Raw genomic sequence first — 14,177 nt, 5'->3', positions numbered from 1 at the left:
CACACTCCCTCCATTCATTCCTCACACGGCCAACCCAGACTTTCCCCATCCAAAACAGGGAGAGTCCCATGAACCGTAGCCTGACCCTAAAACTCGGGGCAATTGCCCTGTTGATCCTGTTGTTGCTGGTTCCACTGCTGATGATCAACGGCGTGATCCAGGACCGCCAGCAACTGCGCGACGGTGTGCTCGAAGACATTGCCCGCAGCTCCAGTTACAGCCAGCAGGTGAGCGGCCCGTTGATGGTGGTGCCGTATCGCAAGGTGGTGCGCACCTGGAAGACCCGTGAAAAAACCAACGAGCGTTATCAGGAAATCGGCGAAGAGCGCGGTCGTCTGTATTTCCTGCCGGAACGCTTCGAACTCGACGGCCAGGTGCAGACCGAGTTGCGCTCCCGAGGGATTTACCAGGCGCGGCTGTTTCATGCCGAGAATCGCATCAGCGGGCATTTTTCGCTGCCGGCACGGCTCGGTATCAAGGAAGACTTTGCCGATTACCGGTTCGACCAGCCGTTCATCGCCGTTGGCATCAGCGACATCCGTGGTATCGAAAATGCCTTGAAACTTGAACTCGAAGGCCAGAGCCTGGACTTCATTCCTGGTAGCCAGGTCGGCTGGCTGGGTGAGGGCGTGCACGTGGTGCTGCCGGCGTTGAATGCAGAACAGGCCACGGAGCTGGCCTTCGGTTTTGACCTGCGCCTGCAGGGTACGGGTGTATTGCAGGTATTGCCGGTGGGTAAGACCAGCACAGTCTCACTGAGCGCCGACTGGCCTCATCCAGGCTTCATCGGCAATTACCTGCCGGCCCAGCGTAAAGTCACCGATCAGGGGTTCACCGCCAATTGGCAGACGTCGTTCTTCTCCACCAATTTGCAGGAGGCCTTGAACAGTTGCGTCACCGGCGGTGACTGCGCAGCCTTCAGTGGCCGCAGTTTCGGGGTGAGCTTCATCGACCCGGTGGACCAGTACCTGAAAAGCGACCGGGCGATCAAATATGCGCTGCTGTTCATCGTCCTGACCTTCGCCGGATTCTTCCTCTTCGAAGTGCTCAAGAGCCTGGCCGTGCATCCGGTGCAATACGCGCTGGTGGGTGTGGCCCTGGCGTTCTTTTATCTGCTGTTGCTGTCGCTGTCCGAGCACATCGGTTTTGGGCCGGCGTATCTGTTGTCGGCGGTTGGCTGCGTGTCGTTGATCGGTTTTTATGTGTGTCATGTCTTGCGCAGCGTCGTAAACGGATTGAGTTTCTCCGCGGGTCTGGCGGGGTTGTACGGCCTGCTTTATGGCGTGTTGAGCGCCGAGGATTACGCGCTGCTGATGGGCTCGCTGCTGCTGTTCTGCTTGCTGGGCGTGTTCATGGTGCTGACCCGCAAGCTGGACTGGTACGGAGTTGGGCAAAAAACGCTGAAACCGTTGGACTTCGATATTGGAGCGGTGCAATGAGCCGGTCGGTGGGGTTGCGGGAAGACCAGCGGGAGGGGAGGGTGTTGGCGACGCTGATTGCCGGGTTGTTTGCGCTGGATCCGTTGTGGTGCCATCGCGAGCAGGCTCGCTCCCACATGGGACCGCAGTCAAAGGTGGGAGCGAGCCTGCTCGCGAAGGGGGCAGAGCAGTCAGCGAAGTTCTAAGCCTTCGGCATCGTCGCAATCATCGAAGGCCGCTGACTGACCTCGAAATACCACGCCGCCAACTGTGGATTCGCTGTGCGCCAATCCAGATCCGGATGGCGCAGGTCCAGGTAACCCAGTGCACAGGCCACGCTGATCGCGGCCACGTCGAAGTGGCAGGTCAGCTCGGCAATCGCGTCCTTTTCCAGCAATGCCAGGGCGCGACGGATCTTGTCGCGCTGGCCGTCGAGCCATTCGTCCCAGTGTTTTTCCGGGGCGCGCAGGGCGACTTCGTAGCGCACCAGCACGGCCGCGTCCATGATCCCGTCGGCCAGCGAAGCGAGGGTCAGGCGCCGCCAGCGGGCCGAGCCTTCGCGGGGGATCAGCGGGTTGCCGACGTGCTGGTGATCTAGGTAGTCGAGGATCACCCGGCTGTCGTGGATGATGTTGCCGTCGGCCAGGCGCAGGGCGGGGATTTTGCTCAGCGGGTTATCTTCGATCAGGGTCAGGTCCGGGTTGACCGGGGTGAGCACGCTGGTCTGCAACGCCACGCGGTTCTGTTGACCGGTTTCGTGCAACAGCACCATGACTTTGCGAACGAAGGGAGAGAGCGGGTTGTGGTACAGGGTCATGCTCGGGGCGGACATGGCAGTGTCTCGATCGGTGGCAGTGTCGGGCAGCATAGCGCGTTGGCCTGATAGCTCAAGCGTCATGGCTTGGCTCCCACAGGGATCAACGGCGTTGGAAGAGACCGCGCAGGGCCAGGGCTGCGGGGATGCCCAAGCCCAACCAGCTCAGCGAATCCCACACGCCATCCCCGAGCAACGCGGCAAACAACCCTGCCGCGCTGAGCACCGCGATGACGGTCGGGATGGCAAACACTTTCCGGAAGTTCGACTGCCGAGGCTTCATGCCACGCTCTCCGCTTTTTCAAGCACAGGTTTGGCAGCCTTGCGCCGCACCACCCACAGGTAAACCCCGCTGCCCAGAACGATGATGGTCAGCACATCCAGCGTGGCCCACAGAATTTGCATCGGCATGCCGCCGTAGTCACCGAAGTGCAGCGGTTGCGACATGCCCATGGCGTCCATGTACCACGGTCGTTCGGCCACGGCGGTGACTTGCAGGGTGCTGGCGTCGATCAGTACCGGTGTCAGCAGGTGCGAGGTCAAGTGCGTGCTGCCTTTCATGAACACCGCGTAATGGTGCTCACTGGAAAACCGCGTGCCGGGGAAAGCGATGAAGTCCGGCTGCATGCCCGGCGCAACATCTTTGGCGATATCGAGCAAACGAGTGGCTGGCGCGAGGTGCGTCAGCGGTGGCGCATCGCGGTACGGCGCGACCATCGCGCTCAGGCTGTCGTTGCGCCACGCGGCGATCAGCAGGTCGGCACAAGCGCTGATCACGCCGGTCACGCCCACCACCAATGCCCAAGTCAACGTCACCACACCGATCAGGTTATGCAGGTCGAGCCAGCGCAGACGATTGGATTTGTCCTGGCGCACGGTGGCGAACTTCAAACGGCGCATGAATGGCAGGTACAGCACCGTGCCGGAGACAATCGCTACCACGAACAGGATCCCCATGAACGCCAGCAACAACTTGCCCGGCAGTCCGGCGAACATGTCCACGTGCAGGCGCAACATGACCATCATGAAGCCGCCGTTGGCCGATGGCGTCTCCAGCGCTTCGCCGGTACGGGCGTCGAGCATGAAGGTGTGGGACGAGTTCGGCTCGGTGCCGGCGGTCGCGGCCATGATGGTCAGCACCGCGTTGGGCTCATCTTCCTCGAAGCCGAAATACTGCATGACTTCACCGGGGCGATGCTTCTCGGCCGCTTCCACCAGCTGCTGTAAATTCAGGTGCGGGGTGTCCGCCGGCATTTCCTTCACTTCAGGTGCATCGCCCAGCAAGTGGTCGATCTCGTGGTGGAAGATCAACGGCAGGCCGGTCAGTGCCAGCATCAGCAGAAACGCTGTGCAGATCAGGCTGGACCAGGTGTGGACGAAGGACCAGCGGCGAATTGTTTTACTTTTCATTTCATAGCCTTCAGAAAAACCAAAGCCGCCCACGATGGACGGCCTGGTCATTGGGCGTGTCAGCTCAAAGCTTTACCACTTGTAGGTTGCACTTGCGACGACACTGCGCTGGTCGCCGTAGTAGCAGTAGTAGCTGTCGCAAGTCGAGATGTAGTCCTTGTTGAACAGGTTGGTCGCGTTAACGGCCAGCGAAGCGCCTTTGAGGCTGTTGTCCAGGCGACCGAGGTCGTAGTGAACCACCGCGTCGAACACCGTGTAGGCGTCGGCCTTGCCCAGCCAGGTGTTGGCCTGGTCGCCATAGGTATTGCCGGTGTAGCGCGCGCCGGCACCGATGCCGAAGCCATCCAGCACGCCGTTGTGCCAGGTGTAGTCGCCCCACACCGACGCTTGCTGGTTAGGCATCAGTTGCAGGCGATTGCCCTTGTAGATGCCTTCTTGCACTTCGGATTTGGCCAGGGTGTAGGCAGCGGTGACCTTGAGGTTTTCGGTCACGTCGGAAACGGCTTCCAGCTCCAGGCCTTTGACTTTCACTTCGCCGGTCTGACTGGTGACTGTCACGTTGCCCACGTTGTTGGTGACGGAAACGTTTTTCTGGGTCAGGTCATACACAGCCGCGGTCAGCAGGGTGTTGCTGCCCGGTGGCTGGTACTTGATCCCCAGTTCCCATTGCTTGCCTTCGGTCGGCTTGAACGACTCGGTCGGCGAGGCGACGGCATTGCTGGTCGGCTGGAACGATTCGGCGTAGGACAGGTAGGGCACGAAGCCCGAGTCGAACACGTAGCTGATCGCCGCGTTGCCGCTGAAGTTCTTGTCGCGTTCGGTGTTGGTGGCATCGCCCTTGTTGAAGAACGTGGTACCGGTGTGGACCCAGTCTTCACGGCCGCCAAGGGTCAGGCGCCATTGGTCGAGGGCCATCTGGTCCTGGATGTACAGGCCGGACTGCTGGGTCTTTTGCTCGTAGTCGTAGAACGCCGTGGAGCGTGGCGGACGGGTGATCGGCAAGCCATAGACCGGGTCGTTGACGTTGATGCCCGGCGCGGTGCCGAAGATCGAGAGGTAGTTGGTGGTGTTGCGCTGGTGGTCCAGGCCGATCAGCAGGGTGTGACTGACGTCACCGGTGACGAAGTCGCCCTGGAAGTTGTTGTCCACGGCGAATTGGGCGATGTCTTCGTCGACATTGGTGGTGCCACGGCCGGTGTTGCCTTGATCGTCGACGACAAACCCGAACTCGGCAAACTCAGGGTTGTAGCTGTTGACGGTCACGGCCTGGAACGACAGCTCCGACTTGGTGTAGCGCAGGTTCTGCCGGAACTGCCAGACATCGTTCAGGCGGTGTTCGAAGGCATAACCCAGCGCGTAGTAGGTGCGGTCGTAGAAGTCGTAGTTCGGGTCACCCAGGTTCTTGTGGTGGGAGATATCGCCGAACGGCATGTCGATCTTGGTGCCCTGGATCGGATAGAACTGGCTGGTGATACCGGTATCGTCACGGGTGAATTGCGTGAGCAGGGTGAGCCTGGTGTCGTCGTCGATGTTCCAGATCAGGCTCGGCGCAATGTTGTAGCGCTTGTCATCGATGTGGTCGATGGGCGTACCGCCGTCACGCAGTACGCCGCTGAGGCTGTACAGGAACTGGCCTTCATCGTCGATCTTGCCGGCGCTGGCGAAGTTGATCTGGCGATGGTTGTCGCTGCCGTACTGCAGCTGGATCTCGCTGCTGGCTTCAGCGCTTGGGCGGCGGCTGACCATGTCCAGCAGGCCGCCCGGCGGGGTCTGGCCGTACACCGAGGAGGCCGGGCCGCGCAGCAGCGCCAGGCGGTCGAGGTTCCAGGTTTCCTGTTTCGGGTTGGAGTACACACCTTTTGGCAGTGGCAGGCCGTCGAGGAATTGAGTCGGCTCGAAACCCCGTACGCGCAACCAGTCGGAGCGGGTGTCGCTGCCGAAGCTGCTGGAGGTGATGCCCGGCAAGTAACGCACGGCATCATCGAGGGTGTGCGCGTTGCGGTCGTCCATCTGCTCACGAGTGACGACCGAAATCGAACGCGGGGCCTCGACCAGCGCGGTGTCGGTCTTGGTGCCGGCGGCGGTGCGCTTGGCCAGGTAGCCCTGTACCGGGCCCCAGGCGCTTTCAGTGTCTTGCACACCGATCACGCTGGTGGCCGGCAGATCCATCACACCCTCGGGCACGGCCACCAGGGTGTAGGTGCCCGCACTGCTCTGCTCCAGTTGCAGGCCGGTGCCACGCAGGGCTTCGCGCAGGGCGCCGGTTGCATCGAACTGGCCTTTGACCGGCGCCGAGGTCTTGCCCGCCGCCAGGGACGGATTCAACGACAGGGCCAAACCGGCCTGGCTGGCGATCTGGTTCAGGGTGTTGGCCAGTGGTGCGGCCGGCAGGTTGTAGGCGCGGACGCTGGACGCCTGTTCAGCGGCGACCAGTTGGCTGCTGGCCAAAGGGGTGCAAAAGGCAATGGCGACCAACAGCAAACTGCGGCGCAACAGGGAGTCTAGCGAACGAGGCATACAGCGGCTCCTGAATGGAAATATTTCTCAATTGCCTGTGTGCCGAACGAAAATTAAAAAGTGATAGGGCTGGATGAAAATAATTTCGATTCAGATACTGAGTCCCTATCAAAAGGCTTCAGTCGTGCGCAGATGTGGCGAGGGGGCTTGCCCCCGTCCGGCTGCGAAGCAGTCGTAAAGTCAGCGAACACAGTCTGTCAGGAAAATGCAGGGGGCCGCTTCGCGACCCAACGGGGCGGTGCGGCGTTCCGACAAGCCCCCTCGCCACAGGGTTCTGTGTGCGGGTTCAGGGCTTGGTATCAGCCTTGGCCACGACCTTCAGCCACCATGGCGTGTGCTGTTCGATCTGCACCGGCAGGGTCGGCAGCAGGGCGTTGAGTGCCAGGTCGGTGTCGCGCAGCGGAAAGCTGCCGGTGATGCGCAGGTCGGCCACTTCCGGCGCGACTCCGACGTAACCGTTTCGATAGCGGCCGATTTCCTGCACCAGATCTTCCAGCCGGGTGTTGTCCACCACCAGCATGCCGCGGGTCCAGGCATCCGCGCCGAGGTTGACCGCCAGAACCGGGCCCAGGCCGTTGTTGCGGATCAGCACCTGCTGGCCTTCGCGCAGAATCTGTTCGTCAGGGTTGGACTCAGGGTGAACCGCCACCGCCGACTGCAGGACGCTCAAGCGTGTTCCGTCTTCCTCGCGCTTGACCAAAAACCGCGTACCCAGCGCACGCATGCTGCCTTCGCGGGTTTCGACGATGAACGGCCGGGGATCGCCATGGCCGGTTTCGACCAGGATTTCGCCTTCCTGCAGCACGATGCGCCGCTGCTTTTCATCGAAACGCACGTCCAGGGCGCTGTGGGTGTTGAGATTGACCAGCGTGCCATCAGCCAGGCGCAGGGTGCGCTGCTCGCCAACGGCGGTGCGCTGGTCGGCCAGCCAATAGTCGACCGGCAGGTAACGATCCCCGGCGAACAGGGCCAGGCCGATCACGGCAACAATACTGGCGACACCGTTGCCAAGCTTGCGCACTCGCCGGCGAATGCCTTCGCGTGATTGCAGCAAGGCAGTGCGGGCCGGGCCACTGGCCACGCTGAAACGCTGGTCGAGCATGCCCAGCTGGCGCCAGGCGCGGGCGTGCTCTTCGTGGGCCGCGTGCCACTTGGCGAATTCTTCGCGCTCTACCGGGTTGGCGGAGTCCATGGACAACTGCCAGGCAATCGCCGCATCCAGCACGTTGGCCGACACCGGTTTGGAACTGAGCGGGTTCATGTCGGCTCACCATACAGCGCGATATAGCACTGGCGAATGCCTTGGGCCAGGTACTGGCGCACCCGCGGCACCGACACACCGAGGCGCTCGGCGATTTCTGCGTGGCCGAGGCCATCAAGACGGTTGTACAGGAATGCCGCCCGGGCTTTGCTGGAAAGCTTGCCGAGCAAACGGTCGATGTTTTTCAGGTCTTCGAGGATCATTTGCTGCTCTTGCGCCGACGGTTGTTCGGCTTCGGGAACCAGCATCAACTCTGTGAGGTAAGCCTGCTCCAGCGCGGCGCGCCGGAAATAATCGAACAGCAGGCCCTTGGCGATCGCCACCAGGAACGCCCGCGGCTCGCGCGGGACCTTCAGTTCCTCGCGGCCCAGCAAGCGCACGAAAGTGTCCTGACTCAGGTCTTCGGCCCGCTGCGGGCAGGCGACGTTGCGTCGAAGCCAGGCCAATAGCCAACCGCGATGGTCGCGATATAACGCACCGACGAGCTCACTTTGAGGGCTTGGGACTGACGACACGCCGCATCACCGATTGGGAAATATTAACTAACGAGAATTGTTCGCGATTGTGGCAGAGGCGAGGGAGGTAAGCAATTGGCGTTGGTCGGGTGGTTGGTGCGGTGTTATGGCGAGCTAACACCTGTGGCGAGGGGGCTTGCCCCCGCTCGGCTGCGAAGCAGTCGTCAAACCTGCGGCTGCGAACTGGCAGGAAAATGCTGAGGGTCGCTTCGCAACCCAACGGGAGCAAGCTCCCTCGCCACAGTTAATGCATACGCCCACATGATTTGAGTTGAGTCTAAAAGGACGGCGCCTGCTGCCGGCGCTTCCACTGACTCAAGCGCTGTTGCAGATTCAACGGGCTATGAATCTGCTGCAGCCGCGCACGGCTGAACAGAATCAGCATCAGTTCAGCGGTGGCCAGGGCATCGGCGCTGGCGTGGTGGCGCTCGAAGACTTCGAGCTTGAACCAGTCGATCCAGTCGTCCAGCCCGGCCTCGCGAATGTGCGCCTGAGGGCATAGCAACGGTGCAATGTCCGCCACATCCAGAAACGGATGCTGCAATTTGAAACCCAGGTGATCCTTCAGCGCACGGCCGAGCATGTGCTGGTCAAACGGTGCGTGGAAGGCCAGCACCGGACTGTCCCCGATGTACTCCATCAGGTCGAGCAGTGCTTCTGCCGGGTCGCTGCCCGCCGCAATGGCGCTGGGACCGATGCCGTGGATCAGCACGCTGGGGCCCAGTTTCACTTGCGGATATTGCAGGGTGCGTTCGAACTGCTGGCGAAAGTCGATGGCCCCGTCCTCGATCACCACCGCGCCGATGGACAACACGTGGTCCTTGTTGAGGTTCAAGCCGGTGGTTTCCAGATCGAGCACCACCCAGCGCTGTTCGCGCAGGCTGCACTGCGCCAGGTCGGCAGCCTTTGGCAAGCGTTGTAGCCGATGTTGCAGGAGAGCTGGCAGGGTGGGACTCGGCGGGCGCAGCCACGAAAACAGGCTCATAACTGATACCGCAAGGTCAGGCTGCTTTGCAGGCGTTGTGCCTGGCGCAGGGACTCACGCAGGATGCGTCGGTCCAGATGATTGAGGCTGTCGGGATCGACCCGATTCGAGTAAGGAAAATTCTCCCGGGTCTGTAGCTGATGTTGCTGCATGCGGGTTTGCTGGATGAAGTGATAGGCCTCTTCGTACGCGGCGCCGTCCAGGGGGTCGATGACCTCCTTGGCGACCAACTGGCGAAAACGCTCCAGCGTGTTGTTCGCTTCGATACCGTGGACCAGGGCCAGCAACCGGGCGCCGTCGACAAAGGGTGCCAGGCCTTGGATCTTCAGGTCCAGGGTGGCCTTCTCGCCATTTTTGCGCGCCAGCACGAAGTCGCGGAAACGCCCTACGGGCGGGCGATTGCGCAGCGCATTCTCGGCCATCATGCGCTGGAACAAACGGTTGTCGCCGACCTGCTCGAGAATGCCCCGACGCAACTGCTCGCAGCCTTGCTCGCTGCCCCAGACCACGCGCAAATCGAAGTAGATGCTCGAACCCAGCAGGTTCTCCGGGGTGGCCTCGCGGATAAACGCCGCAAAGCGCCGCGCCCATTCGGCCCTGGACAGGCACAGCTCGGGGTTGCCGGCCATGATATTGCCCTTGCACAAGGTGAAACCGCACAGCGCCAGGCTCTGGTTGATCTGCTGGGCAATGGGCAGCAGCATGCCGCGAATCTCGGCGGCATGGGCCGCGTCCCTGGCTTCGAACAGAATGCCGTTGTCCTGATCGGTGTGCAGGGTCTGCTCGCGACGGCCTTCGCTGCCGAAACACAGCCAGCTGAACGGCACGCCGGGGTCGCCTCTTTCGGCGAGGGTCAGTTCGATCACCCGGCACACGGTGTGGTCGTTGAGCAAGGTGATGATGTGGGTGATTTGCGTCGAAGACGCGCCGTGGGCCAGCATGCGCTCGACCAGTTGACCGATTTCGCCCTGCATCGCCACAAGGTTTTCCACCTTCTGCGCATTGCGGATAGTGCGGGCCAGGTGCACCAGGTCGACCCGTTGCAGGGAAAACAGATCGCGCTCGGAAACCACGCCGCACAAGCGTTGGTCCTTGACCAGGCAGACATGGGCGATGTGACGCTCGGTCATGGCAATCGCCGCGTCGAATGCACTGTGATCCGGCGACAGGAAAAACGGCGCCCGGGTCATGTGTCCTTCGATGGCCTCGTTGAAATCACTGCTGCCGTTGGCCACGGTCTGGCGCAGGTCGCGCAGGGTGAAAATCCCCAGTGGCGCCTTGTGTTCGTCGACCACCACGATGCTGCCGACCTGTTGTTCGTGCATCAACGTCACGGCTTCGCGCAACGGTGTCTGCGGGCCGCACGTTACGGGGTGACGCATGGCCAACTCGCCCAGTCGGGTATTGAGCGAATATTGGGTGCCCAGGGTTTCCACGGCTTTTTGCTGCACTTGCTGGTTGACCTGATCCAGCAGGCTGCTGACGCAGCGCAGGGCGAAGTTGCGGAAGGTGTCCGATAGCGAAAACAGGCGGATGAACGCCGGCTTGTTCAGTTGCAGGCAGAAGGTGTCCTCGCCGGCCAGGTGTTCGGTGCGGGTTGCCCGTTCACCCAGCAACGCCGCGAGGGGGAAACATTCGCCGGTGGTGATCTCGAAGACCGTTTCGGTGCCACCTTTTGCCGCATCCGGACGCTCGCCCACGACCCGACCTTGCTTGACGATATAGAAGTGCTCGACCGGTCCGTCGGCGGGTTTGATGATGCTCTCGCCGGGGGCGTAAAAACGCAGCTGACATTGCTCGACCAGATACGCCAGGTGAGCGTGTTCCATCTGGTTGAAGGGCGGGAAGCGCTGAAGGAATTGCAACGTGCCCTGGATGTTCTGCAACACCGCGGTTTTCCCTGCCTGTGTGAAGGCGTCCGCTTTACTCATAACCATTACCGCAGTCTTTTTTGAATTGTTGTAGTCGGATGACCCAGACATGGTCGACCCCTGTGGCCGGGGTGCCCATTGGACGTAAGTCTAGGTAGGCGGTTAGCACCCTGAAATGTCGGAAAAAGCCTACGCAATTGTGCGAAAAACCTCTCTGCTGCCCTATTGGACTATTCTCCGACGAGGCGCACATTGATGGTCTGCTTAGGGATGTCTCACTGCTGTGCCAGGGAATTGTATTGAACATATAGGGAAAGCCATGTCCGACCACGATATTTTGAGCGACGCCGAGCGCGAAGCGCTGAGTGCCGTCATGCTGGAACCTGACCTGCCACCGCAACGGGTGCTGATCGTCGATGACGATAAAGACGCCCGGGACCTGCTGTCAGAGATCCTGGCATTGGACGGTATTCGCTGCCTGACCGCGGCCAGTGGCGAAGCGGCACTCAAGATGCTGGAGGAGAAACCTTCGATCGGACTGATGATTACCGACCTGCGCATGGGCCACATCGACGGACTGGACCTGATACGACAGGTGCGCGAGTCGGTACGGGCGGCATTGCCGATCATCATCGTCTCGGGCGATGCCGACGTGAAAGATGCGATCGCCGCGATGCATTTGAATGTGGTGGACTTTCTGCTCAAGCCGATTGATGCCGGCAAGCTGCTGGGGTTGGTCAAGCATGAGCTTGGAGTGGAGCCATAGTCCAAGCCTGTCAGCCTTGAACTACCTCTGTGGGATCGCGGGCAGCCCACAAAGAAAAAGCCCTGATCTTTCGATCAGGGCTTTTTCATGTCCGGCGCAGACGCTCAGTTACAGGCCATTGGCAGCCTTGAACTCGCGACGACGACGGTGCAGGACCGGCTCGGTGTAGCCGTTCGGCTGCTTCGTGCCTTCGACCACCAGTTCGACCGCCGCCTGGAAGGCGATGTTGCTGTCGAAGTTCGGGGCCAGCGGACGGTACAGCGCGTCGCCGGCGTTCTGACGGTCAACCACCGGCGCCATGCGCTTGAGGCTTTCCATGACCTGCTCTTCGGTGACGATGCCGTGACGCAGCCAGTTGGCGATGTGCTGGCTGGAAATACGCAGCGTGGCACGGTCTTCCATCAGGCCGACGTCGTTGATGTCCGGCACTTTCGAACAGCCGACGCCCTGGTCGATCCAGCGCACCACGTAACCGAGAATGCCCTGGGAGTTGTTGTCCAGTTCGTTCTTGATCTGTTCGGCGGTCCACTGCGGGTTCACCGCCAGCGGGATGGTCAGGATGTCGTCCACCGACGCATGGGCACGTTTGGCCAGTTCGGCCTGACGGGCAAACACGTCAACCTTGTGGTAGTGCAGCGCGTGCAGGGCAGCTGCGGTCGGCGATGGTACCCAGGCGGTGTTGGCACCGGCCATCGGGTGAGCGATTTTCTGTTCGAGCATCGCTGCCATCAGGTCAGGCATGGCCCACATGCCTTTACCGATCTGTGCGCGACCTTGCAGGCCGGTGCTCAGACCGATATCGACATTGGAGTTCTCGTAGGCGCCGATCCATTTTTCCGCCTTCATGTCCGCCTTGCGCACCATCGGGCCGGCTTCCATGGAGGTGTGGATTTCGTCACCCGTGCGGTCGAGGAAACCGGTATTGATGAACACCACGCGCTCACTCGCCGCCTTGATGCAGGCCTTGAGGTTGATCGTGGTACGACGCTCCTCGTCCATGATCCCGACTTTCAGGGTGTTGCGCGGCAGGCCCAGCACGTCTTCGATGCGACCGAACAGCTCGTTGGTGAACGCCGCTTCTTCCGGGCCGTGCATCTTCGGTTTGACGATGTAGATCGAGCCGGTGCGGGTGTTTTTGCGCGACGTGTTGCCGTTCAGGTTGTGCATCGATGCCAGGCAAGTCACCAGGCCATCGAGAATGCCTTCCGGCACTTCGTTACCGTCTTTGTCCAGAATCGCATCGATGGTCATCAGGTGACCGACGTTACGCACGAACAGCAACGAACGACCGTGCAGGCTCAGTTCACTGCCATCAACGGCGGTGTAGGTGCGGTCGGCATTCATGGTGCGGGTAAAGGTCTGACCGCCTTTGGCGACGTCTTCCGACAGATCGCCCTTCATCAGGCCGAGCCAGTTGCGGTAGATCACCACTTTGTCATCGGCATCGACGGCGGCAACCGAGTCTTCGCAGTCCATGATGGTGGTCAGCGCGGCTTCCATCAGGATGTCTTTGACGCCGGCCGCGTCGGTCTGGCCGACTGGGGTGCTGGCGTCGACCTGGATTTCGAAATGCAGGCCGTTGTTTTTCAGCAGGATCGCGGTCGGTGCCGCAGCATCGCCCTGGAAGCCGATCAGTTGCGCGTCGTTGCGCAGGCCGGTGTTGCTGCCGCCTTTAAGGGCGACCACCAGTTTGCCGTCGACGATCTTGTAGCCGGTGGAGTCGACGTGGGAGCCGGCCGCCAAAGGCGCCGCTTCGTCGAGGAAAGCACGGGCGAAAGCGATAACCTTGTCACCGCGTACCTTGTTGTAGCCTTTGCCTTTTTCCGCGCCGTCAGCTTCGCTGATGGCGTCGGTGCCGTAGAGCGCGTCGTACAGCGAGCCCCAGCGGGCGTTCGAGGCATTGAGCGCGAAGCGGGCGTTCATGACCGGCACCACGAGCTGTGGGCCGGCCATGCGGGCGATTTCTTCATCGACGTTTTGCGTCGTTGCCTGGAAATCGGCCGCTTCTGGCAGCAGATAACCGATGTCTTGCAGGAAGGCTTTATAGGCCACGGCGTCATGCGCCTGACCGACACGCGCCTGGTGCCAGCCATCGATACGAGCCTGGAAATCATCGCGTTTGGCGAGTAGGGCTTTGTTCTTCGGCGCCAGGTCATGGATGACCTTGTCGGCACCGGCCCAGAACTTATCGGCGGTGAGGCCGGTACCGGGAATGGCTTCGTTGTTCACGAAGTCGAACAGGACTTTGGCGACCTGCAGGCCACCGACTTGAACGTGTTCAGTCATTGCTTGCCTCACTCTGCTCAGCTATTTCGCTTTTCAGCTCTTCAATTTAACAATGAAGCCTTTGGCCATTTAAACCACAAACCCCTCTACCAGTACATGCCCATGACAGGCGGCTGGGTTGGGACCAATCAACGGCTTGGGGCCTTGCTGACAGGGCTTTCAGGGTTGCGAACGTGCCTGTGGCAGACATCGATCCAACGTTATGTAGTGCGCGCTGCGGCATACTACATGATGAATTGCGGTTGTGAAAATTAGACTAATTACGTCGTTCTGCGACCCCATGACGCATTGCGGTCACGGCGCGGAGCAGGATGTTCTCAAAAAACCAGTGGAT

The 14,177-nt window shown here is 61.0% G+C and carries 11 protein-coding genes; 2 read left to right on the top strand and 9 right to left on the bottom strand.

The features are described from left to right. Nucleotides 1–68: 68 nt before the first annotated feature. Nucleotides 69–1,439 (top strand): cell envelope integrity protein CreD, encoded by a 1,371-nt coding sequence (gene creD / locus AC3IX1_RS26335; protein ID WP_489386340.1) that lies wholly within the window; start codon nucleotides 69–71, stop codon nucleotides 1,437–1,439. 181 nt (nucleotides 1,440–1,620) lie between these two features. Here the strand turns inward: creD and AC3IX1_RS26330 are convergent, their stop codons facing one another. From AC3IX1_RS26330 to AC3IX1_RS26295, 8 genes are all read right to left on the bottom strand, one after another. Next, on the bottom strand, nucleotides 1,621–2,250 hold the full coding sequence (locus AC3IX1_RS26330) for a glutathione S-transferase family protein (protein ID WP_489386339.1): 630 nt from the start codon (nucleotides 2,248–2,250) through the stop codon (nucleotides 1,621–1,623). Nucleotides 2,251–2,335: 85 nt separating this feature from the next. Continuing rightward, complete coding sequence (locus AC3IX1_RS26325) at nucleotides 2,336–2,515, bottom strand: hypothetical protein (protein ID WP_489386338.1); 180 nt, start codon at nucleotides 2,513–2,515, stop codon at nucleotides 2,336–2,338. Further along, entirely contained in the window at nucleotides 2,512–3,642 is a 1,131-nt protein-coding gene (locus tag AC3IX1_RS26320; RefSeq protein ID WP_489386337.1) for a PepSY-associated TM helix domain-containing protein, read from the bottom strand. The genes AC3IX1_RS26325 and AC3IX1_RS26320 overlap by 4 nt, the downstream gene beginning before the upstream one ends. Before the next feature lie 72 nt (nucleotides 3,643–3,714). Next, complete coding sequence (locus AC3IX1_RS26315) at nucleotides 3,715–6,159, bottom strand: TonB-dependent siderophore receptor (RefSeq protein ID WP_489386336.1); 2,445 nt, start codon at nucleotides 6,157–6,159, stop codon at nucleotides 3,715–3,717. 286 nt (nucleotides 6,160–6,445) lie between these two features. After that, nucleotides 6,446–7,420, bottom strand: coding sequence for a FecR domain-containing protein (locus AC3IX1_RS26310; protein WP_489386335.1), 975 nt, complete (start codon nucleotides 7,418–7,420; stop codon nucleotides 6,446–6,448). Next, the gene (locus AC3IX1_RS26305) at nucleotides 7,417–7,935 is read right to left on the bottom strand and encodes an RNA polymerase sigma factor (protein ID WP_489386334.1); all 519 of its coding nucleotides are present in this window, start codon (nucleotides 7,933–7,935) and stop codon (nucleotides 7,417–7,419) included. The genes AC3IX1_RS26310 and AC3IX1_RS26305 overlap by 4 nt, the downstream gene beginning before the upstream one ends. A 277-nt stretch (nucleotides 7,936–8,212) precedes the next feature. Continuing rightward, on the bottom strand, nucleotides 8,213–8,920 hold the full coding sequence (locus AC3IX1_RS26300; protein ID WP_489386333.1) for a 3'-5' exonuclease: 708 nt from the start codon (nucleotides 8,918–8,920) through the stop codon (nucleotides 8,213–8,215). After that, nucleotides 8,917–10,857 (bottom strand): putative nucleotidyltransferase substrate binding domain-containing protein, encoded by a 1,941-nt coding sequence (locus AC3IX1_RS26295; protein WP_489386332.1) that lies wholly within the window; start codon nucleotides 10,855–10,857, stop codon nucleotides 8,917–8,919. The genes AC3IX1_RS26300 and AC3IX1_RS26295 overlap by 4 nt, the downstream gene beginning before the upstream one ends. Nucleotides 10,858–11,110: 253 nt before the next feature. On the opposite strand from AC3IX1_RS26295, the gene AC3IX1_RS26290 reads away from it, so the two are divergent. After that, the gene (locus tag AC3IX1_RS26290; protein WP_489386331.1) at nucleotides 11,111–11,557 is read left to right on the top strand and encodes a response regulator; all 447 of its coding nucleotides are present in this window, start codon (nucleotides 11,111–11,113) and stop codon (nucleotides 11,555–11,557) included. Between the two features lie 108 nt (nucleotides 11,558–11,665). Here AC3IX1_RS26290 and AC3IX1_RS26285 read toward each other — a convergent pair whose 3' ends face one another. Beyond that, nucleotides 11,666–13,843, bottom strand: a complete 2,178-nt coding sequence (locus AC3IX1_RS26285) for a malate synthase G (protein ID WP_489386330.1) — start codon at nucleotides 13,841–13,843, stop codon at nucleotides 11,666–11,668. Between the last annotated feature and the right edge of the window lie 334 nt (nucleotides 13,844–14,177).

The organism is Pseudomonas sp. KH_046_2 (genome assembly GCF_057838985.1).
The sequence above is the reverse complement of the archived record's forward strand: the minus strand, read 5'-3'. Positions and strand labels throughout refer to the sequence as shown.